Source organism: Aureimonas sp. ME7, from assembly GCF_903970965.1.
Taxonomy (GTDB): domain Bacteria; phylum Pseudomonadota; class Alphaproteobacteria; order Rhizobiales; family Rhizobiaceae; genus Aureimonas.
In genome coordinates, this window is the sequence record NZ_CAJCKW010000003.1 from 56249 (window position 1) to 81788 (window position 25540).

27 protein-coding genes are annotated in these 25540 nt (G+C 67.5%); 20 read left to right on the forward strand and 7 right to left on the reverse strand.

Going from position 1 to position 25540, the window contains the following annotated elements; genetic code table 11:
• Positions 1–117 precede the first annotated feature (117 nt).
• Entirely contained in the window at positions 118–1077 is a 960-nt protein-coding gene (locus H7A85_RS06755; protein WP_182085161.1) for an acetyl-CoA carboxylase carboxyltransferase subunit alpha, read from the forward strand.
• A gap of 264 nt (positions 1078–1341) precedes the next feature.
• Positions 1342–2376, forward strand: coding sequence for a murein L,D-transpeptidase family protein (locus tag H7A85_RS06760; RefSeq protein WP_182085162.1), 1035 nt, complete (start codon positions 1342–1344; stop codon positions 2374–2376).
• Between the two features lie 122 nt (positions 2377–2498).
• Here the strand turns inward: H7A85_RS06760 and secA are convergent, their stop codons facing one another.
• Entirely contained in the window at positions 2499–5234 is a 2736-nt protein-coding gene (gene secA / locus H7A85_RS06765) for a preprotein translocase subunit SecA (protein WP_182085163.1), read from the reverse strand.
• A 315-nt stretch (positions 5235–5549) separates the two neighbouring features.
• Between secA and H7A85_RS06770 the strand changes: the two genes are divergently transcribed.
• The 7 genes from H7A85_RS06770 to H7A85_RS06800 all read left to right on the forward strand — a co-directional run bounded on the left by H7A85_RS06770 (position 5550) and on the right by H7A85_RS06800 (position 10121).
• Positions 5550–6548, forward strand: a complete 999-nt coding sequence (locus H7A85_RS06770) for a peptidyl-prolyl cis-trans isomerase (RefSeq protein ID WP_182085164.1) — start codon at positions 5550–5552, stop codon at positions 6546–6548.
• A gap of 140 nt (positions 6549–6688) precedes the next feature.
• Entirely contained in the window at positions 6689–7921 is a 1233-nt protein-coding gene (gene argJ, locus H7A85_RS06775; RefSeq protein WP_182085165.1) for a bifunctional glutamate N-acetyltransferase/amino-acid acetyltransferase ArgJ, read from the forward strand.
• Positions 7922–7925: 4 nt separating this feature from the next.
• Positions 7926–8690 (forward strand): GNAT family N-acetyltransferase, encoded by a 765-nt coding sequence (locus tag H7A85_RS06780; RefSeq protein WP_348519696.1) that lies wholly within the window; start codon positions 7926–7928, stop codon positions 8688–8690.
• Between the two features lie 19 nt (positions 8691–8709).
• On the forward strand, positions 8710–9117 hold the full coding sequence (locus H7A85_RS06785; protein WP_182085167.1) for a (deoxy)nucleoside triphosphate pyrophosphohydrolase: 408 nt from the start codon (positions 8710–8712) through the stop codon (positions 9115–9117).
• Positions 9118–9140: 23 nt separating this feature from the next.
• Complete coding sequence (locus H7A85_RS06790; RefSeq protein WP_182085168.1) at positions 9141–9539, forward strand: hypothetical protein; 399 nt, start codon at positions 9141–9143, stop codon at positions 9537–9539.
• A 139-nt stretch (positions 9540–9678) separates the two neighbouring features.
• Positions 9679–9927: a hypothetical protein gene (locus H7A85_RS06795; RefSeq protein ID WP_182085169.1), complete on the forward strand. Its 249-nt coding sequence runs from the start codon at positions 9679–9681 to the stop codon at positions 9925–9927.
• A complete protein-coding gene (locus tag H7A85_RS06800) occupies positions 9921–10121 on the forward strand; it encodes a Flp family type IVb pilin (RefSeq protein WP_182085170.1) in 201 nt (66 codons plus the stop codon). The genes H7A85_RS06795 and H7A85_RS06800 overlap by 7 nt, the downstream gene beginning before the upstream one ends.
• 1 nt (position 10122) lies before the next feature.
• On the opposite strand, the gene H7A85_RS06805 is transcribed toward H7A85_RS06800, so the two are convergent.
• Positions 10123–10998 (reverse strand): methyltransferase domain-containing protein, encoded by an 876-nt coding sequence (locus H7A85_RS06805; protein WP_182085171.1) that lies wholly within the window; start codon positions 10996–10998, stop codon positions 10123–10125.
• A 123-nt stretch (positions 10999–11121) separates the two neighbouring features.
• On the opposite strand from H7A85_RS06805, the gene H7A85_RS06810 reads away from it, so the two are divergent.
• From H7A85_RS06810 to H7A85_RS06835, 6 genes are read left to right on the forward strand one after another with little or no spacing between them, the layout of a single operon-like run.
• A complete protein-coding gene (locus H7A85_RS06810) occupies positions 11122–11871 on the forward strand; it encodes a ComF family protein (RefSeq protein ID WP_182085172.1) in 750 nt (249 codons plus the stop codon).
• 41 nt (positions 11872–11912) lie between these two features.
• Positions 11913–12170: a glutaredoxin 3 gene (gene grxC / locus H7A85_RS06815; protein WP_182085173.1), complete on the forward strand. Its 258-nt coding sequence runs from the start codon at positions 11913–11915 to the stop codon at positions 12168–12170.
• Between the two features lie 16 nt (positions 12171–12186).
• Entirely contained in the window at positions 12187–13041 is an 855-nt protein-coding gene (locus H7A85_RS06820; protein WP_182085174.1) for a carbon-nitrogen hydrolase family protein, read from the forward strand.
• On the forward strand, positions 13038–13478 hold the full coding sequence (locus tag H7A85_RS06825) for a DUF1178 family protein (RefSeq protein WP_182085175.1): 441 nt from the start codon (positions 13038–13040) through the stop codon (positions 13476–13478). The genes H7A85_RS06820 and H7A85_RS06825 overlap by 4 nt, the downstream gene beginning before the upstream one ends.
• A 5-nt stretch (positions 13479–13483) precedes the next feature.
• Positions 13484–13774, forward strand: a complete 291-nt coding sequence (locus H7A85_RS06830; protein WP_182085176.1) for a DUF1289 domain-containing protein — start codon at positions 13484–13486, stop codon at positions 13772–13774.
• Positions 13775–13811: 37 nt separating this feature from the next.
• The gene (locus tag H7A85_RS06835) at positions 13812–14087 is read left to right on the forward strand and encodes a DUF1289 domain-containing protein (RefSeq protein ID WP_182085177.1); all 276 of its coding nucleotides are present in this window, start codon (positions 13812–13814) and stop codon (positions 14085–14087) included.
• Positions 14088–14124: 37 nt separating this feature from the next.
• Here the strand turns inward: H7A85_RS06835 and H7A85_RS06840 are convergent, their stop codons facing one another.
• The 5 genes from H7A85_RS06840 to ubiG form a co-directional block, all read right to left on the reverse strand.
• Complete coding sequence (locus H7A85_RS06840; protein ID WP_182085178.1) at positions 14125–14919, reverse strand: HNH endonuclease; 795 nt, start codon at positions 14917–14919, stop codon at positions 14125–14127.
• 124 nt (positions 14920–15043) lie between these two features.
• The gene (locus tag H7A85_RS06845) at positions 15044–15526 is read right to left on the reverse strand and encodes a DNA starvation/stationary phase protection protein (RefSeq protein ID WP_182085179.1); all 483 of its coding nucleotides are present in this window, start codon (positions 15524–15526) and stop codon (positions 15044–15046) included.
• Between the two features lie 251 nt (positions 15527–15777).
• On the reverse strand, positions 15778–16251 hold the full coding sequence (locus H7A85_RS06850) for a hypothetical protein (protein WP_182085180.1): 474 nt from the start codon (positions 16249–16251) through the stop codon (positions 15778–15780).
• Positions 16252–16327: 76 nt separating this feature from the next.
• Positions 16328–17269: a serine hydrolase domain-containing protein gene (locus tag H7A85_RS06855; RefSeq protein WP_182085181.1), complete on the reverse strand. Its 942-nt coding sequence runs from the start codon at positions 17267–17269 to the stop codon at positions 16328–16330.
• A complete protein-coding gene (ubiG, locus tag H7A85_RS06860) occupies positions 17266–18009 on the reverse strand; it encodes a bifunctional 2-polyprenyl-6-hydroxyphenol methylase/3-demethylubiquinol 3-O-methyltransferase UbiG (RefSeq protein WP_182085182.1) in 744 nt (247 codons plus the stop codon). The genes H7A85_RS06855 and ubiG overlap by 4 nt, the downstream gene beginning before the upstream one ends.
• Positions 18010–18241: 232 nt before the next feature.
• On the opposite strand from ubiG, the gene H7A85_RS06865 reads away from it, so the two are divergent.
• The 5 genes from H7A85_RS06865 to H7A85_RS06885 all read left to right on the forward strand — a co-directional run bounded on the left by H7A85_RS06865 (position 18242) and on the right by H7A85_RS06885 (position 25483).
• Entirely contained in the window at positions 18242–19495 is a 1254-nt protein-coding gene (locus H7A85_RS06865; protein WP_182085183.1) for an aspartate kinase, read from the forward strand.
• Between the two features lie 91 nt (positions 19496–19586).
• The gene (ptsP, locus tag H7A85_RS06870; protein WP_182085184.1) at positions 19587–21854 is read left to right on the forward strand and encodes a phosphoenolpyruvate--protein phosphotransferase; all 2268 of its coding nucleotides are present in this window, start codon (positions 19587–19589) and stop codon (positions 21852–21854) included.
• A 61-nt stretch (positions 21855–21915) separates the two neighbouring features.
• Positions 21916–22989, forward strand: coding sequence for a peptide chain release factor 1 (gene prfA / locus H7A85_RS06875; RefSeq protein WP_182085185.1), 1074 nt, complete (start codon positions 21916–21918; stop codon positions 22987–22989).
• An 8-nt stretch (positions 22990–22997) separates the two neighbouring features.
• Positions 22998–23876 (forward strand): peptide chain release factor N(5)-glutamine methyltransferase, encoded by an 879-nt coding sequence (gene prmC / locus H7A85_RS06880; protein WP_182085186.1) that lies wholly within the window; start codon positions 22998–23000, stop codon positions 23874–23876.
• Between the two features lie 347 nt (positions 23877–24223).
• Positions 24224–25483 (forward strand): DUF4167 domain-containing protein, encoded by a 1260-nt coding sequence (locus tag H7A85_RS06885; RefSeq protein WP_182085187.1) that lies wholly within the window; start codon positions 24224–24226, stop codon positions 25481–25483.
• Positions 25484–25540 lie beyond the last annotated feature (57 nt).

Below are 25540 nucleotides of genomic sequence, written 5' to 3' on the forward strand. Positions count from 1 at the left end.
GCCGACGCGAACCATGGTTCCGCGAGCGGCCCGGAGCCAGCCGGCCGGCCGTTTCGGCGGGCGCTGGCGAAAGCCCTCCCCGGATCCCTTGAAGGACGGCTCGAAGGCCGCGGCTGGATGCACAACTATCTCGACTTCGAAAAGCCCGTCGCCGATCTCGACAGCCAGATCATCGAACTCAAGAAGATCGGCGAAGGCGAAGGGCGGATCGACGTTTCGGAAGACATCCAGCGCTTGGAAAAGCGCTCCGAGGACGCGCTCGTCGATCTCTACCGCAAGCTGACCCCCTGGCAGAAGACGCAGGTCGCCCGCCACCCCGACCGCCCGCACTGCACCGACTATCTCGCAGCCCTCGTCACCGACTTTACTCCCTTGGCGGGAGACAGGTACTTCGCCGAAGATCATGCCGTGATCGCCGGCTTCGGCCGCTTCCGGGGCCGGTCCGTCGCGGTGATCGGTCAGGAAAAGGGCTCGGACACCCAGACCCGCCTCAAGCACAATTTCGGCATGGCCCGGCCCGAGGGCTACCGCAAGGCCGTGCGCGTGATGGAGATGGCCGAGCGCTTCGCGCTGCCCGTCGTGACCCTCGTCGACACGGCGGGCGCCTATCCCGGCATCGGCGCGGAGGAGCGCGGACAGGCGGAGGCCATCGCCCGCTCGACGCAGACCTGCCTCGGACTCGGCGTTCCCTTGGTGTCGCTGATCATCGGCGAAGGGGGCTCGGGCGGCGCGATCGCGATCGCGGCCGCCAACCGCGTTCTGATGCTGGAGCACGCGATCTACTCCGTGATCTCGCCGGAAGCCGGCGCCTCGATCCTGTGGCGCGACTCCAGCCGTGCCAAGGACGTCGCGCAGGCGATGAAGATCACGGCTCAGGACCTCAAGGGCTTCGGCATCATCGACGAGATCGTGCCCGAACCGCTCGGCGGCGCTCACCGCGACCGGGAGGCGGCGATCCAGACGGCGGGCGACCGGATCGAGGCGGCACTCACCGAGCTGTCCGGCCTCGACGCCCGTGAGCTCAAGAGCGCGCGCCGCGACAAGTTCCTGGCCATCGGGCGCGAACTCAAGGTCTGACGTCAAGACCCGCCGGTTCGGCTTCAATTCGGCCTTAAACTGCGTTAAGGAACACGCCGCGACATCGAACATCGTTCGAAGCCGCGCCGGCGCGAAGGGATAAGATTTTCTTCGATTTCCCATAGGTCCGTTAAGGATCTGGAAACCGTTCCGGTCCGAAAAGGGGGCAGTGTCCCGATCTTCGCTTTCGAGCGCGTTGGGACGTATGGGATCGGTCGAGGGTGCGGGCGCCGGGGTGCGCCGACCCGCTTCGAGGGGTTCGGAATGTCGGCAAGACGTCTTGCGACCATGGCCTTCTTCGCCGTGAGCCTCATGGCTCTTTCGGGTTGCCAGCAGGACGACGTGTTCGCCGATCTCGTCGGCCCCAACGCGCCGCTGACGCCGGGCCTCGTCAAGCTCATCAAGGCCAACGAGATGGGCGAGAACTCGCCGATCCTCATCCGCCTCTACAAGGAAGAGTCCGAGGTCGAGATCTGGAAACAGAAGACCGACGGCACGTTCGCGGTCCTCAAGACCTACCCGATCTGCGCCTGGTCCGGCCAGCTCGGCCCCAAGCGGAAAGAGGGCGACCGGCAGGCGCCCGAGGGCTTCTACCACCTGACGCCGGGCCTCCTGAACCCGACCTCGAACTACCATCTCGCCTTCGACATGGGCTATCCCAACGCCTACGACCGGGCGAACGACGCGACCGGCACCCATCTGATGATCCATGGCTCGTGCAACTCGTCGGGTTGCTACGCCATGGACAATTGGCAGATGGAGGAGCTGTATTCGCTGGCCAATCACGCCTTCAAGGGCGGGCAAAAGGCGATCCAGATCCAGGCCCTGCCGTTCCGGATGACGCCGCAGAACATGGCGCGCCATCAGAACTCGCCGCACTTCGCCTTCTGGAAGATGCTGAAGCAAGGTACCGATCGTTTCGACCTGACACACAAGCCGGTCGCCGTTGCCGTGTGCGAGAAGCGCTACGTGTTCGACGAGACGCTGACGGATGGGCGCAAGCTCGATGCCGCCGGCCAGTGCCCGACCGTCGCTGAGCCGGAAAACATCATCGCCAAGCGGGTGGCGGACGAGGAACTGCAGAAGCAGATCGCCTCCACCATGGCGCCGGAAGACTTCGCGATCACCACCGCGTCGACCTACAAGACCGGCTCGCCGATCACGGCGGAAGCCTACGCCGCCGAACAGCACCGCCGCCAGGGCTACGACCGCGACGGCAAGCCGATCCAGACGGCGAAGACCTCGATGTTCAAGAACCTTCTCCAGAAGAAGTCCGTTCTTCCCGGCGGCAGCGACTGACGCTTCCACGCCGTATCACCCCATAGAAAAGGCCGGCTTCTCTCGGGGAAGCCGGCCTTTTTCATGGCCTTGATCGAACCCGAAGCGGCAAGCGCGCTTCGGGTTCGAAGATTGCTCGCGCTTCAGGCGATCTGCGCGTAGGCGCCGTGGCAGTGCTTGAACTTCTTACCCGAGCCGCAGGGACAGGGTTCGTTGCGGCTGATCTCGCCCCAGGTCTCCGGCCGGTCCGGATCGCGCTGGAAGCGGTCCTGGCCCGCCGGGTTGAAGTCCGCCGACAGGCGCTCGCCGCCATGGCCGAACTCGTCCTCGCCGGTGGACGCGTCGATATGATGCGCTTCCATGAAGGGGAGGGGATGGGGCTCCTGTTCCTCCGGGCGAACGACCTCGACGCGCATCAGCTGCTGCGTCACGCGCTCGCGCAGGTGGTCGAGCATGACCTGGAAGAGCTCGAAGGCTTCCGACTTGTATTCGTTGAGCGGGTCGCGCTGCGCGTAGCCGCGGAAGCCGACGGCCGAGCGCAGGTGATCGAGATTGACGAGATGCTCGCGCCACAGGGCATCGATCGTCTGGAGCACCACCGAGCGCTCGATGTAGCGCATGATGTCGGCGCCGAATCGCGCTTCGCGGTCGCTTGCGGCTGCATCGGCCGCTTCGACGATGCGCGTCCTGACGTCGCTCTCGTCGATGCCCTCTTCCTCGGCCCAGGCCGCGATGGGCAGATCGAGGTTGAGATGCTCGCGGATCTCCTCCGTCAGCTCGGCGGTTTCCCACTGCTCGGGGTACGCCTTTTCCGGCATCCGCTTGGCGACCAGCGTCTCGATCGTCTCGTGGCGCATGTCGGCGACGGTCTCATTGAGCGACCCGGCGTCCATCAGCTCGAGCCGCTGCTCGAAGATGACCTTGCGCTGGTCGTTCATCACGTCGTCGTATTTCAGGAGGTTCTTGCGGATGTCGAAGTTGCGCGCCTCGACCTTCTTCTGCGCCTTTTCCAGCGCCTTGTTGATCCAGGGGTGGACGATCGCCTCGTCCTCCTTCAGTCCGAGGCGCGTCAGCATCGTGTCCATGCGCTCGGACCCGAAGATGCGCATCAGGTCGTCCTGGAGCGACAGGTAGAACTTCGAGCGGCCGGGGTCGCCCTGACGGCCCGAACGGCCGCGAAGCTGGTTGTCGATGCGGCGCGACTCGTGGCGCTCGGTGGCGAGCACGTAGAGGCCGCCGGCCTCCAGCGCTTCGGCCTTGAGGCGCGCGATGTCGCTCTTGATCGCCTGTATCGCGGCCTCGCGCTCGGGGCCCTCGGGAACCTCCGCGAGCTCATGCTCGATGCGCATGTCGAGATTGCCGCCGAGCTGGATGTCGGTGCCGCGTCCGGCCATGTTGGTGGCAATGGTGACCGCGCCGGGAACGCCGGCCTGCGCGACGATATAGGCTTCCTGCTCGTGGTAGCGCGCGTTGAGCACCTGGAAGTCCTTGAGGCCTTCCTTGCGCAGCCGCTCGGCCAGCATCTCCGACTTCTCGATCGAGGTCGTGCCGACGAGGATCGGCTGGCGCCGCTCGGCCGACGCCTTGATCTCGATGGCGATGGCGCGGAACTTCTCCTCCGCCGTCCGGTAGACCTCGTCGTCCTCGTCCAGACGCTTGACCGGCAGATTGGTCGGGATCTCGACGACGTCGAGCCCGTAGATGTCGGCGAACTCGGCCGCTTCGGTTGCCGCCGTGCCGGTCATGCCGGCGAGGCGGTCGTACATGCGGAAGTAGTTCTGGAAGGTGATCGAGGCGAGCGTCTGGTTCTCGGGCTGGACGGTGACGCCTTCCTTGGCTTCCAGCGCCTGGTGGAGCCCTTCGGAAAAGCGGCGGCCCGGCATCATGCGGCCGGTGAACTCGTCGATGATGACGATCTCGTCGCCGCGGACGATGTAGTCCTTGTCGCGCTGGAAGAGCTTGTGGGCCTTCAGCGCGTTGTTGACGTGGTGGACGATGGTGACGTTCTCGATGTCGTAGAGCGAGGGGCCGTGCAGGTGCCCGGCCGCTTCCAGCATCCGCTCCAGCTTCTCGGTGCCGTCCTCGGTGAAGGACACCTGACGCTGCTTCTCGTCGACCTCGTAGTCCTCGGGGCTCAGTTGCGGAATGAAGCCGTCGATCGTGCGGTAGAGATCGGAGCGGTCGTCGAGCGGTCCCGAAATGATCAGCGGGGTGCGCGCCTCGTCGATCAGGATCGAGTCCACCTCGTCGACGAGGGCGTAGAAGTGGCCGCGCTGGACCATCTGGTCCCGCTCGTACTTCATGTTGTCTCGGAGGTAGTCGAAGCCGAGCTCGTTGTTGGTGGCGTAGGTGATGTCGCAGGCGTAGGCCGCGCGGCGCTGCTCGTCGGTCATCCCGTGGACGATGACGCCGACCGACAGGCCGAGGAAGTTGTAGACGCGGCCCATCTGCCCGCTATCGCGCGTCGCCAGATAGTCGTTGACGGTGACGACGTGGACGCCCTTGCCTTCCAGCGCCTTCAGGTAGACCGGCAGCGTGCCGACCAGCGTCTTGCCCTCGCCGGTGCGCATCTCGGCGATGGCGCCGCCCGCCAGCACCATGCCGCCGATCATCTGCACGTCGAAATGGCGAAGGCCGAGCGCGCGCTTGGCGGCTTCGCGCACGGTCGCGAAGGCGGGAACGAGAAGATCGTCGGTGGTCTTGCCGGCGCCGAGTTGCTGTCGGAACTCGGCCGTTCGCGCTCGGAGCTGGTCGTCGGACAGGGCGCCAAGTTCGGCCTCCAGCGCGTTGATCTCGCGCACCGTGGGTTCGAACTTGCGGACCCGGCGCGAGTTGGAGGACCCCAGCAACTTGCGGGCCAGACCGCCGAAACTCACCATCCCAAACGTCCTTCCAGGAAACTCGATTGTCGCGGGTGCCCGAAGCATCCAGCGGTCCGCCGCTTTGGGGATCGTCGCCGATCCGCGCGACCCGTCTCGCAAGGGGCCAGCGGCTGGACTTTCAGAACGGTCGAGAGATAAGAGCGGCCCTTGAGGATGTCAACGTCGCGAACCTCAGGGCTTCCGGCCCTCAAAACACCGCAAAGTCGGCTTCTTGGCGTGGGGAACGGTCTGGTCTAGACCTGCCGGCCGGAGGCTTGGCGCCCCAGCTCCTCCGCCATGTGTTTTTGGGTTCACGGGAAGGCTCCACTCCTCATGCTGTCATCGCTTCGTCTTCGGCTTGCCGTCTCCACCCTCGTGCTGACGTTGGCCGCGAGCGCGCACGCGCAAGAAGCCCCCACGCCCGCTGGCGAGGCGGCGCCCGCCGCGGCTGCGCCCGCTCCCGCCCCGGTTTCTCCCGACACGGTTCTCGTGACCGTCGGCGCCGCCAAGATCACCGAAGGCGACCTCGAGGCGGCGGCCGCTGATCTCGGCGCCCAGTTCGCCCAGCTGCCGCCCGAGCAGCGGCGCTTGGCGACCCTTGCCGCCCTCATCGACATCAAGGCGCTCGCCCAGAAGGGCGAAGCGGAAAAGCTCGGCGACGATCCCGAGACCGCCCGGCGCATCGCCTTCCTGCGCGAGCGGGCCCTCCACAACGCCTATTTCGAGAAGACCGGCATCGCCGCGATTACCGACGACGAGCTGAAGGCGCGCTACGACGAGGAGGTCAAGGCGCTGAAACCCGTGGACGAGATCCACGCCAAGCACATCTTGGTGCCGACCAAGGAAGAAGCGGACGCCGCGATCAAGGAACTCGACGCCGGCAAGGACTTCGACGCCGTCGCCGCCGAGAAGTCCACTGGCCCGACCGGCCCGCAAGGGGGCGATCTCGGCTTCTTCGGCCCCGGCCAGATGGTGCCGGCCTTCGAGACGGCGGCCTTCGCCCTCCAGCCCGGCACCTACACCAAGGAGCCGATCCAGACCCAGTTCGGCTGGCACGTGATCGAGGTCCTCGAAAAGCGCCCGCAGCAGCCGCCCGCCTTCGAGCAGGTCAAGGACCAGGTGCGCCAGGTCGTGATGCGCGAGAAGTATGTCGAGATCGTGCAAGGCGCACGCGACGAGGAGAAGGTCGAGTACCAGGATCCGGCGCTGAAGGCACAGGTCGAGACCCTGGAAAAGGCGATGTCGGCCCCGCCGCAGGACCCGGAAGAGGCGAGCGACGAGGCCGCCGGCGAGGAAGCGGCCGGTGAGGCCGCCCCGGCGCCGACGCCCTGACACCGGGCTCCCGCATCCCACCTGAGATCGAGGCGCCGGCATCCCAGCCGGCGCCTTTTTCGTCCTGCCGCTTGCGGGCGGGGCGCTCCCTGATGCACAGGGGAGACGAGATCCGAACGCCCTGCCCGGAGGACCGCCCCATGTCCCATCCCGTTTCGCCGCTCGCGCCCAAGACCTACGCGGACATGCCGCCCGTGGCGGGCGTTTCCATCGCGACGGGCGAGGCCGGCATCAAGTATCGCGGCCGCACCGACCTTCTGGTGATGCGTTTCGCGGAAGGCACCAGCGTCGCGGGCGTCCTCACCACCACCAAATGCCCCTCCGCGCCGGTGGACCATTGCCGCGCCGCCTTGAAGGGCGGGCGGGCGCGCGCGCTCGTGGTCAATTCCGGCAACGCCAACGCCTTCACCGGCGCCAAGGGGCTGGCGACGACGCAGGCGACGGCCAAAGCCGCGGCGGAAGCCGTCGGGTGTTCGGAGACGGACGTGTTCCTCGCCTCCACCGGCGTCATCGGCGAGCCGCTCGACGCGCAAAAGATCACGCCGCACCTCGCCGCGCTTTTTGCGGGCGAGGAAGGCGCGCGCTGGCGCGAGGCGGCGGACGCCATCATGACCACCGACACCTATCCCAAGGTCGCGACGCGCGAGGTCCGGCTCGGCGAGACGACGGTGCGGCTCAACGGGATCGCCAAGGGCGCCGGCATGATCGCGCCCGACATGGCGACCATGCTCTCGTTTCTGGCGACCGACGCCGCGATCGAGCCTGCCGTGCTCCAGGCGCTTCTCACGGAGGCCGTCGGCCCGAGCTTCAACTCGGTGACGGTGGATTCCGACACCTCCACCTCCGACACGCTGCTTCTCTTCGCGACGGGGCAGGCCGGAAATGCACCAGTGACGAGCGAGGCGGACGAGCGGCTCGGCCCCTTCCGCGAGGCCCTGGGCGATCTTCTCCTCGACCTCGCGCGGCAGGTGGCGCGCGACGGCGAGGGCGCGCGCAAGGAGATCGTCGTTTCGGTGGAAGGCGCTGTGGACGATCGCTCCGCCAAGCGCGTCGCGCTGTCGATCGCCAATTCGCCGCTGGTCAAGACGGCGGTGGCGGGCGAGGATGCCAACTGGGGGCGCGTCGTGATGGCGGTCGGCAAGGCGGGCGAGCCGGCCGAGCGCGATCGGCTGGCGATCTGGTTCGGCGCGGTGCGCGTCGCCGTCGACGGCGAGCGCGATCCGGCCTACCGCGAGGCGGATGCGAGTGCTGAGATGAAGCGCGACGAGATCCATATCCGCGTCGATCTGGGGCTGGGTGAGGGCGCCTGGACCGTCTATACCTGCGATCTCACCAAGGAATATGTCGCGATCAATGGCGATTACCGGAGCTGAGCGCGTGCCGCGCCTGACGGTGGTGCGCCGGCTGGAAGCGGCCGGGTTTCGCGCCTGGCCGGCGAGCTCCACCTTCTACGACGGCACCTGGGCGGTGCGGCTCACCACGAGCTTTCCCGCCAAACGGCTGAACTCGGTCAATCCGCTCGACCCGGCCGACGACGCCGATATCGAGGCGCGGATCGAGCGCGCCGGGGCGCGGTTCGCCGCCGCCGGCCGCCCGCTCCTGTTTCGCCAGTCGCCGCTCGCGCCCCCGCGCCTGATCCGCCATCTCGATACCGCGGGGTGGTCGAGCTTCGGGGAATCCATCGTCTTCACCGCCGAACTCGCCGCGCTCGACTTCTCCACCGCCATCGACCGCATTCCGCTCCAGGACGCGCGGCGCTATCTCGACGCCTCGCTTCTCGTCCATCATCGCCCGCCCGAACTGAGGGACGGTCTGGAAGAGGTGCTCGCCTCGATCCGCCCACCAGCCGCCTATTTCGTGCGCGAAACGGAAGAGGGCGGCCCGATCGCGGTGGCGCTCGCCATCACCGACAACGACCTTGCCGGCATTCTCGACGTCGCGGTCGACCCGGCTTCGCGCCGCCAGGGCATCGGGATCGACCTCGTGGCGACCGCGCTCCGCCACACGCTCCACAAGGGCGCTCGTACCGGCTGGCTGCAGGTCGAGGCGGGCAACGCGGCGGGGCTTGCGCTCTACCGCCGGCTCGGCTTCGCGGAAGCCTATCGCTACGTCTACCGCGCCCCGCCGGGCCTGATCGTCTGATCCCCTCACTGGAGCCGCCATGCCGACGCCCCGTCTGCTTCTCGTCGTCGCCTGCGCGCTCGTGGACGCCGACAACCGCATTCTCCTGACGCAGCGCCCGCCCGGCAAGTCGCTGGCTGGGCTTTGGGAGTTTCCCGGCGGCAAGGTGGAGGCGGGCGAAACGCCGGAAGAAACCCTGATCCGCGAGCTTCGCGAGGAGATCGGCGTCGAGACCAAAGCCGAATGTCTGGCGCCGCTGACCTTCGCCAGCCACGTCTACGACGACTTCCACCTCCTGATGCCGCTTTATGTGTGCCGTCGCTACGAGGGCATCCCTCGCTCGCTGGAAGGACAGGCGCTGAAATGGGTGCGCGCCCGGGATCTGCGCGATTATCCGATGCCGCCAGCCGACCTGCCGCTGATCCCCTTCCTGACCGATCTTCTCTGAGGGTCGCGAGCGTGGGACGGCCCATGACGAGGCTCATTTCCACCGTTGCGGCCTTTCTGGCCGCCGTCGTCGCCGGTGCGCTTGCAGCTCTTGCGGGATTCTCGGCGCTCTTCGGCTGGATGGGGTGGGATTTCCTCTTCTTCGCCGCCCTCGGCATCCTCGTCCTGTCGCTGCCGATCGGCGTTCCCTGTCTCGTCTCTCGCCGTCGCTATCCGTCGACGCTCGCCCGAACGCTCCTGGTGAGCGTCCTCAACGGACTTCTCGCCTCCCTGCTCCTTGTCTCGGCCGCCGCCTATTTCAGCCCGCTCGTCATGCTCGGAGCCGGGGTCGTCGGGGGGCTCGTGTTCCATGCCGTCGAACATCTCATGGCCGAGTATTTCTCCGAGGGCTGGGATCGCGGCCAGGGGAACCCGCGCCGTTAAGCATGCCCCTTAAAGCCGCCTTTACGGCTGTCGTGGATCATCGTCCGGCGAACGCGTTCCGCGCGGCGTTTGGAAGGATCGACGGATGGCCAGGGTCGGCAGAAAGCGCAAGACATCCCCATGCCCGAGGCGCCCCGGTGTGGCGGGTGCGCTCGTGCGGGCGTTGCTCCTGTTCGGACCGCTGGCCGCCGCGCTCGCCTTCGGCGTCGCGCCCCGTTCCGGGGGCGACCGGCTCGTGGCCTCCAACGGGGCCGAGGGCATCGACACGATGAGCACCGGCTCGGTGTCGTCCTCGCGCTTCACCTTCGCGATCGGCTCGGCCCCCGTGATCGCACGGCCCGCCGGCTGCCTCTACTTCCCCGACGGGACGCAGAGGGGTGCATGCTGAGCCGGCTGGCAGTTCCGGCGCGCGCGTGGCTTCGCGGCGAGGCGGGATCCACGGCCATCGAATACGCGCTGATCGCCTCGTTGATCGGCCTCGGAATCCTCGGCGGGCTGGCCGGCACCGGTAACAGTGTCTCCTCCGCCTTCCAGAACCTGATGATCGCCGTTGGCGACGTTCTCGGGCGCGCCTCGGTCTGAATCAACTCCTCGGCTTCAGCGCTTCGGCCAGGCTGTGCGTCGCGCTGCCGGGCTTGAGCGGCTTCTGCTGGCTTTCGTGCGGCTTCCAGCCCGACAGGTAGACCACGTCGAACGTGGCGCGCAGGCGCCCGTCCGCGTCCGCGAAGCGCTCGGCGTAGATCTGTGCCGCCCGAAAGAACAGGGCGCGCGTCGCCGGCACGCGCGAGCGGGCGTGCAGCATGTTGCCCATGCCCATGTCGCGAAGGTCGCGCATCAGCTCGAACATCGAGCCGTAGCGCACGGTCAGCCGGTCCTGGTCGATCACCGGCAGGGCGAAGCCGGCGCGCTGAAGAAGGGCGCCCGCCTCGCGCAGGTCCGCGAACGGGGCGACGCGCGGGCTGGCGCCGCCGGCGATCTCCGCCTCCGCCTGGAGCAGCGAGGCGCGAAGCTCGTTCAGCGTCTCGCCGCCCAGCAGCGCCGCCAGAAACAGCCCGTCCCCCCGCAGCGCCCGGCGGATCTGGACGAGAACGCCCGGCGTGTCGTTGGTCAGATGCAGCGAAAGAAGCGAGAGGACGAGATCGACGCTCTCGGCCCCAAGCGGCAACGCCTCCTCGTCCGCCACCACGGCCTCTTCGTCCGCGCCCAGAAGCCCGGCGTCGCGCTCGATGCGCACCAGATGCTCCACCTGCCCCCCGGCGCGCACCAGGGCTCCCAGCGCGCCCGTGTGGCCGGCGAGATCGACGCCGATGGCGAACCGGCGCTGAACCAGCGACAGGCGCTCGGCCAACTCGGCCGCGACGTGGCTCAGGAGGAAGTCGGCACCCTTTGTCCCGCGCTCGAGGGCGCGCAGGCGCCTCCGGTCGATCAGGGTGCGGTCGAAGGGGGCTGTGGCGGACATGGGCGGCGTTCCAGCTGCGAGGTTCAAGGAGCGCGAATGGTCGCGAGGGCTTGTGGGGCGTCGGAGGAGGGACGTATCGTCGGGAAGGGCGCGTGAAAAGCGTTTGTCGCTCGGGAGGCGGGAATGCAGTTCGTCAGGCGGGGCCTGTCCCTGGTGGCAAGGCCGATCGGGCTGTTCCTGTATCCGCCGGTGTGCGCGGGTTGCGGAACGGCGCTGGCGCACGCGCCGGCCGTCTGCCCCGATTGCTGGCGCACGCTTCGCTTCATCGAACGGCCCTTCTGCGAGGTGCTCGGACTTCCTTTCTCCTATGATCTCGGGCGCGGCTTCCTGTCAGCCGAAGCGATCGCCTCGCCGCCGGCCTTCGGGCGCCTGCGCGCCGCCCTCGTCTACCGCGATCTCGCTGCCAAGATGGTGGCGTCCCTCAAATACTCCGATCGCACCGATCTCGTTCCTTTGATGGCAGGATGGATGTGCCGAGGTGGGCGCGAGGTGCTGGAGGGCTGCGAGGTCCTTGTCCCCGTCCCGCTCCACCCGCGGCGCCTGTTTCGCCGCCGCTTCAACCAGTCGGCCGAGCTGGCGCGCGCGATCGCCCGGCGCGAGAACCTGCCCTATGCGCCGCTCTGCTTGAAGCGCGCGCGCGCGACGCACTCCCAGGTCGGGCTGGGCCCGAGCGAGCGCGAGGCCAACGTGCGCGGCGCCTTCGCAGTGCCCCCCGGCCGCGCGCACGAGATCCGGGGCAAGCGCGTGGTTCTCGTGGACGACGTTTATACGACCGGCGCCACGGTTTCGGCCGCCACGCGCGCCTTGAAACGGGCGGGTGCGGCGGAGGTGGACGTTCTCGTCTTCGCCAGGGTTGCGGCGGACGGCGCTTGATCGCATATCAGCGCATCGCCCGTTCCCCCAGAGGATCACCGATGCCGAACGTCACCATCTACACCCGGCCCTTCTGCGGCTACTGCTCGCGCGCCAAGGATCTGCTCCAGCGCAAGGGCGTTTCTTTCGACGAGAAGGACGCCGGCGTCGACCCTTCGTTCCGGCAGGAGATGATGGCACGCGCGCCCGGCAGCTCGACCTTCCCGCAGATCTTCATCGGCGAGCGCCATGTCGGCGGCTGCGACGATCTCTATGCCCTGGAGCGCGCCGGCGAACTCGACCCGCTTCTGGCGGCTTAACGAACGAGGCCGCGAGATGACGACGTTTCGAGCCGCCGCCGTGCAGATGCGCTCCGGCGTGGAGCCCGCCCGCAACATCGAGGCGATGGAACAACTGGTCGACGAGGCCGCCTCGCGCGGCGCGACCTATGTCCAGACGCCCGAGATGACGGGCATGCTGTGCCGCGACCCCGCGCTGTTTCGCGCCCATCTTCGCTCGGCCGAGGAGGATCCCGTGGTGGCCGCCGCGCGCGCCTTGGCCCGCCGCCACGCGATCACCCTTCATCTCGGCTCCACTGCCATTGCGGCGAACGGCGGCATGGCGGCCAACCGGGCCTTCCTGTTCGGGCCGGACGGCGAGGAGATCGCCACCTACGACAAGATCCACATGTTCGACGTCGATCTCGACAACGGCGAAAGCTGGCGGGAATCGGCGACCTACCAGCCCGGCACGCGCTCCGGCCTTGCCGACGTCGCGCTCGGCGACGGCTCGGCCCGTTTCGGCCTTGCCGTGTGCTACGACATGCGCTTTCCCGAGCTCTTCCGGGCCCAGGCGCTGGCCGGGGCCGAGGTGCTGACCGCGCCCGCCGCCTTTACGCGCCAGACGGGCGAGGCGCATTGGCATGTGCTCCTGCGCGCGCGTGCCATCGAGAACAACGCCTTCATGGTGGCCGCCGCGCAAGGTGGGCGCCACGAAGACGGGCGCGAAACCTATGGGCATTCGATCATCGTCGACCCCTGGGGCCGGGTGCTGGCCGAGGTGAAGGGCGACGAGCCGGGCATGGCGATCGCCGAGATCGACACGGAACTGGTCGCCACCGTGCGCGCCAAGATCCCGAACCTTCGCAACCGGCGGCCCTTCGAGGCGCCCGAGATCCGCCCCGCCGCATGATCCGCTACGCGCTCAAGTGCGCTCCTTGCGGCCACGGGTTCGACGGATGGTTCCGATCGTCAGTCGACTTCGACGCGCAGGGAGCACGCGGCCTCCTCGAATGTCCCGTCTGCGGCAAGGCTGAAGTGCGAAAGGCTCTGATGAGCCCGGCCGTGTCGGCGTCGCAGGACGGCGAGGTGCCGGCCGCCCCGGTGATGAGCGCGCCGGGCGGCGAGGCGGCCGAGATCTATCGCCGACTGCAGGACATGGCGCGCGAGGTTCGCGCCAAGGCCGACTATGTCGGCGCTTCGTTCGCCGAGGAAGCACGGCGCATCCACTACGGTGAAAGCGAGGGCCGCCAGATCTACGGCGAGGCGAGCCCCGGCCAGGTCCGCGGCCTCCTGGAGGAGGGGATCGGCGCCCTGCCGCTGCCCCCGCTGCCCGAAGACAAGAACTGACGGGGATGGCCAAGACCTTCGCCAAGGCGCCGAGCCCCTGCGTCTCGGTTTGCAAGTTCAGGATCGAAGGGCAGTGCATCGCCTGCCGGATGACCAAGCCCGAGAAGAAGCGCTTCAAGAAGCTGGACGGCAAGGGCGAGCGGAAGGCCTTCTTCGTTCTCCTCGGCGCTCGGCTCCGGGCGGCGGGGCGCTACGACTACTGGAGCCGCATGTATCGCCGGCGCTGCGAGCGCAAGGGACGGCCATGCCCACTCGACAGGCTGGAGGCTCTCGACAAGAGGGAAGGGGCCGCCTAGCTAGAAACCTTCCAAACTACCAAGCTGGGAATGGCCGATGAGCGCCTCGCAGATCTGGGCCGATGCGCCGAGCCCTTGCGTCGATGTCTGCAAGTACAAGCGCGCCGGGCGCTGCGTCGGCTGCATGATGACCAAGATGGAGAAGGATTCCTTTCCCCATTCGGGCAGCGCCGACATGAAGAAGCGCTTCTTCGAGACCTTGCTCGCGCGGCTGGAAGAGGAGCACAAGAACCCGGCCTTCTGGGCGATCGCCTATCGCCGCAAGTGCGAGCGGGAGGGCGTGCCGTGCCCGTTGGACGAGGACGGGACTTAATTTTGTTGGAAGAGTGGTTGCGTGCTAACTGCTCAGATCAAAGATCCGGTCCGATAACGACCTCGTGCTTCGGGCCCCCGAATGACGCGAAAAGATGAACGATCACTGTATTTAGGTTGCCACGTTTCCGCATATAAAATTTGTGCAGGCCAAGCATAGGCAGTTTTTCATCGATCAAAATGCTACCGACAAAATTAAAAACGTCTGATCGGTGACCAAGTAGAAGGTCGCGAATCTCCGACGTGTCGAACATTTTCATTCCGTGTTCTGCTACGGCATAACAGTAGGCCATTTTGGCAACCACCATCTCGGTGCTGCCAAATCTCATCGGCAAAGCCGTTCTTACCCTATATGGCTCAATCCGATTTTTTAGACCTAGATGCAGGAAGCCAACTTTGAGTCCTTCAATGCCGTCGGATCGATCCTCGCCAGTCAACTTTCCTGCGGGCGCATGGATGGCAAATGTATAGATCTGAGGATAGTTCTCTACGGCGAGGTGCTCCGTCATTTCTGTACGGGATGGATGAGTATCAACGTCGTAGCTGACTTTAGGAAGTTCCCGTGGCTTACTTTTGCTTCCACGCTTCTTGCGTCTAAGTTCCAAAATATGCCGTATGGGGGCTAAGTCCTCGTTTAAAGCCGTTTGCTCGTAGGCCTCATTGGCAAAATTATTGCAGGTGCGGCAAGTCCCCTTCTCCAAGACAAGCTGGCCAACACCGCTTAAGGCTTCAGGGATGATATGCTCATCCGTAAGGTTTTCGGTGGAGCCACAGAAGATACAACTTCCAAAAGTTTTGTAACGCTTGGGTTGGATTGCTTTGCTCCGCAACATTATCCGTTCCTGCGCAGGAGGTTGCCAGCTATGCGAGAGGCCTCGGGATTGCGGAATGTATCATAAGAAAGGGCCCGCCGGATCGCGCCGGCAGGCCCTTTCTTATATCGAGCGGTATCGTCGCTCAGGCGGCGGTCGACTTCAGGTGGGCGCGCAGCATCCAGGCGAACTTGTCGTGCTTCTCGATGCGGTTGGTGGCCATGTCGTTGGTCGCCCAGTCGCCGTGCTGTTCGGCGACCTGCGCCAGCGACGAAAGCGTGGAGGAGAGGGTTTCCTGATCCTTCTGGAGGACCTCGATCATCGTCCGGGCGTCGGTGCGCCCGTCATGCTCCTCGACGGCGCTGCGCTCCAGATAGACCGAGAAGCGGCCTTCGGCATGGGCGTCGAACGCCTTGATGCGCTCGGCCAGGAAGTCCTGCGCCTCGAAGTGATCCTCGTAGATCTCCTGGAACAGCTCGTGCAGCGAGCCGAAGCTCATGCCCGTAACGTTCCAATGGAAGTTCTGCGCCTTCAGCGTCTCGATCGCGGTCTCGGCGAGAGCCTGCGTCAGGCCGTTGACGATCTCTTCCTTGGCGCTCGGCTCGATCTTGGCGGCTACCAGACCCATGATGGTTCTCCTTGTTCTTGTCTCGTTCGATGATCGTCAGGCTTCGCAGGGATGCGAAGCGAATTGGAATAATTCCAAACTAACGATTCCGTAGACAGCTTTCAACCCTTGTTTTGAATCATTCTAAACTGGCAGGCGGGCACTCCGATCCGTCCCTCGTTCGGCATTCGATGCAGAATGCGCCATCGAGCCGGAAGGTTCACGAAAAGCGTGTGGAGAAAGGGCTCGCCGACGCTCGCTCGGCTCGTGCGTCAGAGCGCGTCGAGCGCCCGAACCATGGCCGAGGACAGGAAGCGCATCCAGCGCCGGGCCGAGGGCTCCACGCGCCAGGACACGAGAGCACCGGCGGCCGTATCCTGGCCGGAGCGCCAGGCGGCGAGAAGGCGCAGGAGCCAGCATTCGTCGTCGCTGACGGCGGCCGCGCCCGGACGATAGATCACCATCTCGGACGAGGCGCGCTCGCGAAGGCCCCGGAAGAACACGGTGGCCAGGCGGTCGAGCGAGGCCGTGGGCTGGCCGGCGAGGATGTAGCAGGCCTGTTCGAGATCGGAACGGGGCGCCAGCTGCGAGCGAAGGGCGAACCAGCGAAGGCGCTCCAACTCGGTGCGCTGCTCGGACGAAAGCAGACGGCTCGCGGCCATGCGTTCGGCGGTCGGACATCGCGGAAAGGCGAGAACCCGGCTGTCGTGATCGGGAAGGGAAAGCCGCGTCGCGGATGCTGACATCGGGTATCCTTGGAGCCTGCCTCGCGTCGGGGACCCGCATCGGCGGATCGAAACCTGACTGCGCTTGGCAGCTTTCCTAACAGATCGCTTTCCGCGCGGAAAGGGGATGGTGACCTTTCGTTCGCTCAAGCGTTTCGAGCGCCTGACGGAGCACGGCGCCTTCGGCGTTCTCGCCTTCCGAAGCGTAGACGCCGATCGTCGCGCTTCGACCCGCCCGAGCGACGCGGAAGGTCGCCCCATGGCTGCCGTGGCCGCCGGCGCCATGTCCCGCCACCTCGAATTTTTGTCCGGGCGGCGCCGTCCATCGCCCGGTCATCAGGCCGAGCCCATAGGCCGGCGCATGCCAGTATGACGCGGCGAGGGAGGGATCCACGGGATGGGCTGCGCAAAGTTCCCCAAGGGCGTCGGCCGACAGGAAACCCGGCTCCAGCAATCGGTGCAGAAACAGCGCCGCCTCGCCGACGGGGCCGATCAGCGTGCCGTGGAACACCCAGCCGGGATGATAGGGGTGGGGCGGAGCCAAGAGAAGCCCGGCCATGTCCGCCCTGGTCTCGGCCATTCGTGTTCGCGAAAGGCCGAGGGGCTCGAGGACGTGGGTGCGAAGCGCGTCGCCGAGCCCCATTCCCACATGCTCCTCGATTCGGCGCCGAGCCAGGAGATACCCGAGATTGGAGGTGCGCCAAGCCCGGCCGGGGGCGGGCTGCGACCGGCCATCCAGCAGCCGGGACAGAAGCTCCTCGTCGCTCCAGGGCGCTTCGTCCGCCGCCACCGCCGCCTGGTAGCTTGCCGACGCGCCGTAGTCCGGCAGGCCGGCCATGTGGTTGAGAAGGTGACGGAGCGAGTAGGGCGCGCCGGGCAACGAGCGGTCGAGTTCCAGCCGTCCGGCCTCGGCGAGGCGCAGGGCGAGCGCGGCGATCGCCGTCTTGGTCAGACTCCACCAGGCGATTTCGCCGTCGCCGCCCGATTGGATGGGAGTGCCGGCTTCGTCGACGATCGCCGTGACGAAGCGCGGGCTCACGGCCGGCGGGCGAGCACCATGTAGTTCACGTCCCGGTCGCGCGAGCGGCGCCATTCATCGGCGAGCGGGTGGTAGACGACGCCGGTCTCGTCGATCAGTCGCAGGCCCTCCGCCTGGACCGGCGCCTCGATCTCGTTCGGGCGCACCAGCTTGGAATATTGGTGCGTGCCCTTCGGCAACCAGCCGAGGACGTATTCGGCGCCGATGATGGCGAACGCCATCGCCTTCGCCGTCCGGTTGATGGTCGCCACGAACAGGAGGCCGCCGGGCTTCACCATGCGCGCGGCCGAGCGCAGGAAGAGATCGACGTCCGCCACGTGCTCGACGACCTCGAGCGCCAGCACCACGTCGAATCGCTCGCCCGCCGATTCCAGCGCCTCGGCCGTCTCGGCGCGGTAGTCGATGGACAAGCCGCTCTGCTCGGCATGGAGTCTCGCGACCTCGATGTTGGTGGCGGAGGCGTCCGCTCCCATGACCTCGGCGCCGAGCCGCGCCAAGGGCTCGGCGATCAGACCGCCGCCGCAGCCGATGTCCAGCATGCGAAGGCCTTGAAATGGGGTGAGAGACCGGAGGTCGGAGCCGAAGTTCAGCGCCACCTGCTCACGGATATAGGCGAGGCGCACCGGGTTGAACTTGTGCAGCGGCTTGAACTTGCCGGCGGGGTTCCACCATTCGGCGGCCAGCCGCGAGAACCGCTCCACCTCGCCGGCGTCGATCGTGCTTGCCCGTGCTGCCGTCATCACCGTCATCCGTTCTTCGCGTCGCTTGACCCTCGAGCCGGGATGTTCCGCCCGGGCGGTCAAAGTCAAGCGCGGCGGATCGGCTTGCCTTGCACTCCCGCCCCGCTTCGGCTAACCGGGGCCGCCTGCCGACGAGGGGCCGATGGGGCTCGGCGTTTCGCGCGGGCGATGTGTTCCTTCCAAGGCGGCGCCCGCGTGGCGTGTTTTCGCCTTCTCGCAGGCATCGATCGTCATGGCACGTCTCGTTCTCAAGTTCGGCGGCACCTCCGTCGCCGATATCGGCCGGATCCGGAACGTCGCGCGCCATGTGAAACGCGAGGTGGACGCCGGCCATCAGGTGGCCGTGGTGGTCTCGGCGATGTCCGGCAAGACCAACGAGCTCGTCGGCTGGTGCACCGAAGCCTCCGCCATGTACGACGCGCGCGAATACGACGCGGTGGTGGCATCCGGCGAGCAGGTCACCGCCGGGCTGCTGGCGATCACCTTGCAGAACATGGGCGTCAACGCCCGCTCCTGGCAGGGCTGGCAGATCCCGATCCGCACCGACGGCGCGCACGGCGCCGCGCGCATCCAGGAAATCGACGGCTCGGAGATCGTGCGCCGCTTCGGCGAGGGGCAGGTGGCCGTCATCGCCGGCTTCCAGGGGCTCGCGCCCGACAACCGGATCGCAACGCTCGGGCGCGGCGGCTCGGACACCTCGGCGGTCGCGATCGCGGCCGGTCTCAAGGCCGACCGCTGCGACATCTACACCGATGTCGACGGCGTCTACACGACCGATCCGCGCATCGAGCCGAAGGCGCGGCGCCTTGCCCGCGTGAGCTTCGAGGAGATGCTCGAGATGGCCTCGCTCGGCGCCAAGGTGCTGCAGGTGCGCTCGGTCGAGCTCGCCATGGTCCACAAGGTGCGCACCTTCGTGCGTTCCTCCTTCGAGGACCCGGACGCACCGGGCATGGGCGATCTTCTGAACCCTCCGGGGACCCTTATTTGCGACGAGGATGAAATCGTGGAACAGCAGGTCGTCACCGGCATCGCCTACGCCAAGGACGAGGCGCAGATCTCCCTTCGCCGGGTGGAGGACCGCCCGGGCGTCGCGGCCGCCATCTTCGGCCCGTTGGCGGACGCCGGCGTCAACGTCGACATGATCGTTCAGAACGTGTCGGAAGACGGCACGCGCACCGACATGACCTTCACCGTGCCCGCCGGCGATCTCGCCAAGGCGCAGAAGGTGATCGAGGACGCCAAGGGCGACATGCGCTTCGACGTCGTCCAGTCCGAGCGCGGCCTCACCAAGGTTTCGGTGATCGGCATCGGCATGCGCTCGCACACGGGCGTCGCGGCCACCGCCTTCAAGGCGCTCGCCGATCGCGGCATCAACATCCGCGCCATCACCACCTCGGAAATCAAGATCTCGATCCTCATCGACGGCGAGTATACCGAACTCGCGGTGCGGACCTTGCATTCCGTCTACGGTCTCGACAAAGCTTGATTTCGACGCTCCGACGGGAGCCGAATCCTCGCCCCATCGTTCGGCATCCGCCGGGCGACCATCGATCGCCGACTGCTGGAAGACGCCTCTGATGCGAAGCGACTCCTCCGGACCGCGCATGCTCATGCGCCGGATCAGGGAACTGATGGCCGATCCGCTCGAGCCGCAGGCGCGGCTCGACGAGATCGTTCGCCAGATCGCCGCCAACATGGTGGCCGAGGTGTGCTCGCTCTACGTCTTGCGCGCCGACGGCGTGCTGGAGCTCTACGCCACCGAAGGCCTCAACCCCGGTTCGGTGCACCTGGCGCAGCTGCGCCTCGGCGAAGGTCTCGTCGGCACGATCGCGGCCACCGCCCGCGCGCTGAACCTCCAGGACGCGCAGAAGCACCCCGCCTTCACCTATCTCCCCGAAACGGGCGAGGAGATCTACTACTCGTTCATGGGCGTGCCGATCCTGCGCGCCGGCCGCACGCTCGGCGTTCTGGTGGTCCAGAACAAGGAAAAGCGCATCTACCGCGACGAGGAAACCGAGGCGCTGGAAACGGTCGCCATGGTGGTGGCCGAGATGATCGCGGCCGGCAGCCTCGAAGGCCTGTCGCGGCCCGGCGTCGTTCTCGACCTGTCGCGTCCCGTCCATTTCGAGGGCATCGCGCTCGCCGACGGCATCGGTCTCGGCCACGTCATCCTTCACGAACCGCGCGTCGTCGTCACCAACCTCTTCAACGAGGACGCCGAAGCCGAAATTTCGCGCCTGGAAACCGCGCTGTCCTCGCTTCGCATCTCGATCGAGGACATGCTCCAGCGTCGCGACATGGCGGTGGAGGGCGAGCACCGCGCGGTCCTCGAAGCCTACCGCATGTTCGCGCACGACCGGGGCTGGGTGCGCCGCTTGGAGGAGGCGGTGCGCAACGGCCTGACGGCGGAAGCCTCCGTCGAGAAGGTGCAGAACGACATGCGCGCGCGCATGATGCATGCGAGCGACCCGTTCCTGCGCGAGCGGCTGCACGATTTCGACGACCTCGCCAACCGCCTCCTGCGCGTCCTCATGGGGCAGGGGAGCCACCCGTTCGGCGACGGGGCGAGCGCGGACGCGATCATCGTCGCGCGCTCCATGGGCGCGGCCGAGCTTCTGGACTATCGCCGCGAGCAGATCCGCGGCCTCGTCCTGGAGGAAGGCGCGCCGACGAGCCACGTGGTGATCGTGGCGCGCGCGCTCGGCATTCCCGTGGTCGGCCAGGTCAAGGGCGCCGTGTCCATGGCCGAGAAGGGCGACGCCATCATCGTCGACGGCGAGGAAGGGGGCGTGCACCTGCGCCCGCCCGCCGACGTCGAGAACGTCTTCGTCGAGCGCGTCCAGTTCCGCGCCAAGCGTCAGCAGCGCTATCAGGCGCTGCGCGACGTCGATGCCCGGACCCGCGACGGGCAGGACATCGCGCTCCTGATGAATGCCGGGCTGCTGGTCGACCTGCCGCAGGTGGAGGCGGCGGGCGCGGCCGGCATCGGCCTGTTCCGCACCGAGCTGCAGTTCATGATCGCCTCGGCCATGCCCAAGGTCAGCGATCAGGAGCGGCTTTACGCGGCGGTGCTGGATGCCGCCGAAGGCAAGCCCGTCACCTTCCGCACCCTCGACGTCGGCGGCGACAAGGTTCTGCCCTACCTCCACCAGAGCCCGGAGGAGAACCCGGCCCTCGGCTACCGCGCGCTGCGTCTGGCGCTGGATCGGCCGGGGTTGATGCGCACCCAGCTGCGCGCGCTCCTGAAGGCGGCGGCGGGGCGCGAGCTTCGCGTCATGTTCCCGATGGTCACCGACCTCGAGGAGCTGCGTCAGGCGCGCGACCTGATCTCACGCGAGTTCAAGCACCTGACGCGCTTCGCCCATGTCATGCCGCGCCGCCTGAAGCTTGGCGCGATGATCGAGGTGCCCTCGCTTCTGTTCCAGCTCGACGAGCTGATGCAGCTCGTCGACTTCGTCTCGATCGGCTCCAACGACCTGTTCCAGTTCTTCTGCGCGGTGGATCGCGGCAACGCCCAGATCTCGGGCCGTTTCGACGACCTGTCGACGCCGTTCATGCGCGCGCTTCGCGGCATCCTGGACGCCGGGCAGCGCCATTCCGTCTCCGTCACGCTGTGCGGCGAGATGGCGGGGCGCCCGCTGTCGGCCATGGCGTTGATCGGTCTCGGCTTCCGCTCCATATCCATGACGTCCTCGGCGATCGGGCCGGTGAAGGCGATGCTGCTCGAGCTCGACGCCGCCGATCTCCACCGCGCCATCACCGCGCATCTGGCCGAGCGCCACCCGCGCCAGACCTTCCGGCAGATGCTGGAAGACTACGCGCAGGCGAACGCCATCCCCCTTTGACGACGCGCCGGGCGGGCGCATCCGAGTCCCGGCCGCCCGCGATCCGCTTGAGAGTTCCCGCATGGCCATCCTTCCCGCCGACACGATGACCGAGATCCTTCGGCGCTCGGATCAGCTCGCGTCGGAAATGGCGTCCGGCCCCGATCACGAGATCTACTCCAAGCTCGCCGCCGAATATGCCGGTCTGGAAGACGTCGTCGCCGGCATCCGCGCCTATCGCGCAGCCGAGACCGAGCTTGCCGGCCTGCGCGAGCTGATGGCCGACCCCTCGGCCGACCGCGAGATGCGCGATCTGGCGGCCAGCGAGCTCGGCCCGGTCGAGGACCGGCTGGAAGCCTTGTCGAACGAGGTCCTGATCCTCCTCCTGCCCAAGGACGCGGCCGACGCCAAGGGCGCGATCCTCGAAATCCGCGCCGGCACCGGCGGCTCGGAGGCCGGGCTCTTCGCCGGCGACCTGTTCCGCATGTACCAGCGCTATGCCGAAGGGCGCGGCTGGCGCGTCGAGGTGATGGAAGCCTCCGAGGGCGAGGCCGGCGGCTTTCGCGAGGTGATCGCGTCCGTGACCGGGGCCGGCGTCTTTTCGCGCCTCAAGTTCGAATCGGGCGTCCACCGCGTCCAGCGCGTGCCCGCCACCGAATCGGCCGGGCGCATCCACACCTCGGCCGCCACCGTCGCCGTCCTCCCGGAGGTCGAGGAGGTCGACATCGCCATCCGAACCGAGGACATCCGCATCGACACGATGCGCTCCTCGGGCGCCGGCGGGCAGCACGTCAACACAACGGACTCTGCGGTTCGCATCACCCATCTGCCGACCGGTATCGTCGTGACCTCCTCGGAAAAGTCGCAGCACCAGAACCGGGCGCGCGCCATGCAGGTTCTGCGCGCGCGCCTGTTCGACCAGGAGCGCTCGCGCATCGACGCCGAGCGCTCGGCCGACCGCCGGGCGCAGGTCGGCTCGGGCGACCGGTCCGAGCGCATCCGCACCTACAACTTCCCGCAAGGCCGGGTGACCGACCACCGCATCAACCTGACGCTCTACAAGCTCGACCGGGTGATCGAGGGCGACATGGACGAACTGGTCGATGCGCTGGTGGCGGACGACCGCGCCGCGCGCCTCGCCAGCGTCGGCAACTGAAGACCGTCGTGGAAGCGCCGACGATCTCAGCGCTTCTTCGCGAACTGCGGGATCGCTTTCGCGAGGCGGGGTCTGAGACCCCGGATCTCGATGCGCGCCTCCTGATGGAAGCAGCGCTGGAGCTCGACCGCGCGGGTTTCATCCTGCGCGGCGCCGAGCCGATGGAGGAAGGCGCGTTGCACCGGATCCTCGCTTGGGCCGAGCGGCGCTGCGCCGGCGAGCCGGTCCACCGCATTCTGGGGCGACGCGCCTTTGCGAGCCACGAATTCGCCCTGTCGCCGGAAACGCTGGAGCCGCGTCCCGATACCGAGACGCTGGTGGATCTGGCAAGCCTTGCGATGGCGGAGCGGGGGCGGGGTCCCGTCCTCTTCGCCGATATCGGAACCGGATCGGGAGCGATCGCGGTCAGCCTCCTCCATCGCTTCCCCGAGGCCACGTGCGTGGCCGTCGACCTGTCGCCCGGCGCGCTGGCGACGGCTTGCGAGAACGCCGCGAGCGCCGGCGTCGAGGCGCGTTTCTGGCCGCTCGCTTCGGATTATCTGGCGGCGCTGGGCGCGCGCCTCGATCTCGTCGTTTCCAACCCGCCCTATATTCCGACCGGCGAACTGGCGGGGCTCGACGTCGGCGTGCGCCGGTTCGACCCCACCCTGGCACTGGATGGCGGCGCGGACGGGCTCGTCGCCTATCGCCGGATCGTCGAGGAAGCCCGGGATCTCCTCGGCGAGGACGGCGACCTCCTGTTCGAGATCGGCCGGGGGCAGGAAGGGGACGTCGAAGCCTTGGCGCGATCCGGCGGCTTCCAGCTGCACCGCGCGGACCGCGATCTCGGCGGAATCGTCCGCGCCCTGTGGTTCCGGCGCGACAATGCACCGGTTTTTTCCGCCTGAACCAACTGATTTCCAAGGGTTTGCGCGATTTGCCCTTGTGAGGGGGAGGGGGAATCACTAATGTCTTTTCTCGTAAGGCGGAAAGAACGAGGGGGACGTCCCTCGAACGTGGAGTCGCTTCAGAACGCTCTCGCTCGGGACGCTCGAAGACATCCGCCCGTCCGGCAAGTCGGCGAGACGAGCGCCGCTGCGGACCGCACACTTCCAGGCAGGGCGTTGCAAGCCGGTTCTCCATCGGGTCCGGCCGCTAGGCTCACAACAAGGTTCCTGTGAGACGGATCGACCCGTTCTCGCACCCAAGGGGCAAACCCGGCCGACTGCCGGACGATCCAGAAGACAGGATGAGCATGAGGCCAGGACAGCAGCAGCACCAGCAGCAGAACAAGCGCATGCGTGGGCGGGGTGGTCGCAAGGGACCCAATCCCATGTCGCGCAGCTTCGAGTCCAACGGTCCCGACGTCAAGATTCGCGGCACCGCCCAGCACATCGCCGACAAGTACACGACGCTGGCGCGCGACGCGTCGGCGGCCGGCGACCGCATCATGGCGGAAAACTACCTCCAGCACGCCGAGCATTACGGGCGCATCGTCGCCGCGGCGCAGGGGCAGTTCCAGCCGACCCAGAGCGAGCGCGACTATTCCGACGACTACGAGGAAGACGGCGACGAGGCCGTCGGGCCCGAGGGTGGCTTCGCGCCCGGTGGCGCGCCCGATCGCCAGCAGCCGCAGGGCGGATACGGCGGTGGCGAGCGCCAGCCTTTCCGCGAAAACCGCGACAACGGGCAGGGCGAGCGTCCACGCCGTGACAACGACCGCCGCGAGGGGCGCGGCGACCGACCGTTCGGGAACCGCGACGGTCAGGGACGTGATGGCCAAGGGCGCGAGGGGCAGGGCCGCGAAGACCGCCGCCCGTTCCCGAACCAGCCCGGCACCGGCCCGCAGCCCTATGCGCAGGGCGAAGGCGAGGGTGAATTTGCCGCGCCGCGCCAGGACGGCGGCCGGCCCGAGGGTGGGCGCCGCGAGAACCGCCGCGATCGCAACCGCTTCAACGAGCGCAGCGGCGAACGCCGTTTCGAGGAGCGCTTCGGTCGCCCGCGCGACGGGCAGGACGGCCGCGGCGAGGAAGCGTCCGCTTCCGATGCATCGCCCCAGCCGCATGCCGCCGAAGCCGTAAGCGAGCGCCAGCCCGAGGTGACGACGCCGGTTGCTGCTTCCCCGCAGGGCACCGAACCGGCGCGCGCACAGGAGGCCGTCCCGGTCGTCGCTGAAACGGCATCCGTGCCGGCTCAGCTCGAAGAGCCCCGAGCCCGCGCTCCGCGCCGGCGTCGCGAGGGTTCGGGCAGCGAGGGCGTTGCCGCAACGCCGGTGCCGAGCGAAGACGTGGGTCCGCCGTCCGTGGCTGCCGCCGAGCCGGCGGAGAAGCCGCCCGCAAAGCCGCGCCGCGCCGCCAAGGCCGCTCCGGCCACTGAAGCACCGAGCGAGCCGGATGCGGCCGATGGCGAACCCAAGCGCCGGGCGCCTCGTGCACGTCGCAAGAAGGACGATGCGGAAGGCGAGGCGGAGGGCAATGGAGATCTTCCCGCTTTCCTCCTGGCCTCCAACGGCTGAACCGACGCGCCGCCCGAAGCGTTTCGTTTCATGATCGAGCCCGGCCGCAAGGCCGGG

What these genes read in the sequence shown, in the direction of transcription:
- H7A85_RS06755 (WP_182085161.1), top strand. Translation starts at nt 118, where the DNA reads ATGCACAACTATCTCGACTTCGAAAAGCCCGTCGCCGATCTCGACAGC.
- H7A85_RS06760 (WP_182085162.1), top strand. Translation starts at nt 1,342, where the DNA reads ATGTCGGCAAGACGTCTTGCGACCATGGCCTTCTTCGCCGTGAGCCTC.
- secA (WP_182085163.1), bottom strand. Translation starts at nt 5,234, where the DNA reads ATGGTGAGTTTCGGCGGTCTGGCCCGCAAGTTGCTGGGGTCCTCCAAC.
- H7A85_RS06770 (WP_182085164.1), top strand. Translation starts at nt 5,550, where the DNA reads ATGCTGTCATCGCTTCGTCTTCGGCTTGCCGTCTCCACCCTCGTGCTG.
- argJ (WP_182085165.1), top strand. Translation starts at nt 6,689, where the DNA reads ATGTCCCATCCCGTTTCGCCGCTCGCGCCCAAGACCTACGCGGACATG.
- H7A85_RS06785 (WP_182085167.1), top strand. Translation starts at nt 8,710, where the DNA reads ATGCCGACGCCCCGTCTGCTTCTCGTCGTCGCCTGCGCGCTCGTGGAC.
- H7A85_RS06790 (WP_182085168.1), top strand. Translation starts at nt 9,141, where the DNA reads ATGACGAGGCTCATTTCCACCGTTGCGGCCTTTCTGGCCGCCGTCGTC.
- H7A85_RS06800 (WP_182085170.1), top strand. Translation starts at nt 9,921, where the DNA reads ATGCTGAGCCGGCTGGCAGTTCCGGCGCGCGCGTGGCTTCGCGGCGAG.
- H7A85_RS06805 (WP_182085171.1), bottom strand. Translation starts at nt 10,998, where the DNA reads ATGTCCGCCACAGCCCCCTTCGACCGCACCCTGATCGACCGGAGGCGC.
- H7A85_RS06810 (WP_182085172.1), top strand. Translation starts at nt 11,122, where the DNA reads ATGCAGTTCGTCAGGCGGGGCCTGTCCCTGGTGGCAAGGCCGATCGGG.
- grxC (WP_182085173.1), top strand. Translation starts at nt 11,913, where the DNA reads ATGCCGAACGTCACCATCTACACCCGGCCCTTCTGCGGCTACTGCTCG.
- H7A85_RS06820 (WP_182085174.1), top strand. Translation starts at nt 12,187, where the DNA reads ATGACGACGTTTCGAGCCGCCGCCGTGCAGATGCGCTCCGGCGTGGAG.
- H7A85_RS06825 (WP_182085175.1), top strand. Translation starts at nt 13,038, where the DNA reads ATGATCCGCTACGCGCTCAAGTGCGCTCCTTGCGGCCACGGGTTCGAC.
- H7A85_RS06830 (WP_182085176.1), top strand. Translation starts at nt 13,484, where the DNA reads ATGGCCAAGACCTTCGCCAAGGCGCCGAGCCCCTGCGTCTCGGTTTGC.
- H7A85_RS06835 (WP_182085177.1), top strand. Translation starts at nt 13,812, where the DNA reads ATGAGCGCCTCGCAGATCTGGGCCGATGCGCCGAGCCCTTGCGTCGAT.
- H7A85_RS06840 (WP_182085178.1), bottom strand. Translation starts at nt 14,919, where the DNA reads ATGTTGCGGAGCAAAGCAATCCAACCCAAGCGTTACAAAACTTTTGGA.
- H7A85_RS06845 (WP_182085179.1), bottom strand. Translation starts at nt 15,526, where the DNA reads ATGGGTCTGGTAGCCGCCAAGATCGAGCCGAGCGCCAAGGAAGAGATC.
- H7A85_RS06850 (WP_182085180.1), bottom strand. Translation starts at nt 16,251, where the DNA reads ATGTCAGCATCCGCGACGCGGCTTTCCCTTCCCGATCACGACAGCCGG.
- ubiG (WP_182085182.1), bottom strand. Translation starts at nt 18,009, where the DNA reads ATGACGGCAGCACGGGCAAGCACGATCGACGCCGGCGAGGTGGAGCGG.
- H7A85_RS06865 (WP_182085183.1), top strand. Translation starts at nt 18,242, where the DNA reads ATGGCACGTCTCGTTCTCAAGTTCGGCGGCACCTCCGTCGCCGATATC.
- ptsP (WP_182085184.1), top strand. Translation starts at nt 19,587, where the DNA reads ATGCGAAGCGACTCCTCCGGACCGCGCATGCTCATGCGCCGGATCAGG.
- prfA (WP_182085185.1), top strand. Translation starts at nt 21,916, where the DNA reads ATGGCCATCCTTCCCGCCGACACGATGACCGAGATCCTTCGGCGCTCG.
- H7A85_RS06885 (WP_182085187.1), top strand. Translation starts at nt 24,224, where the DNA reads ATGAGGCCAGGACAGCAGCAGCACCAGCAGCAGAACAAGCGCATGCGT.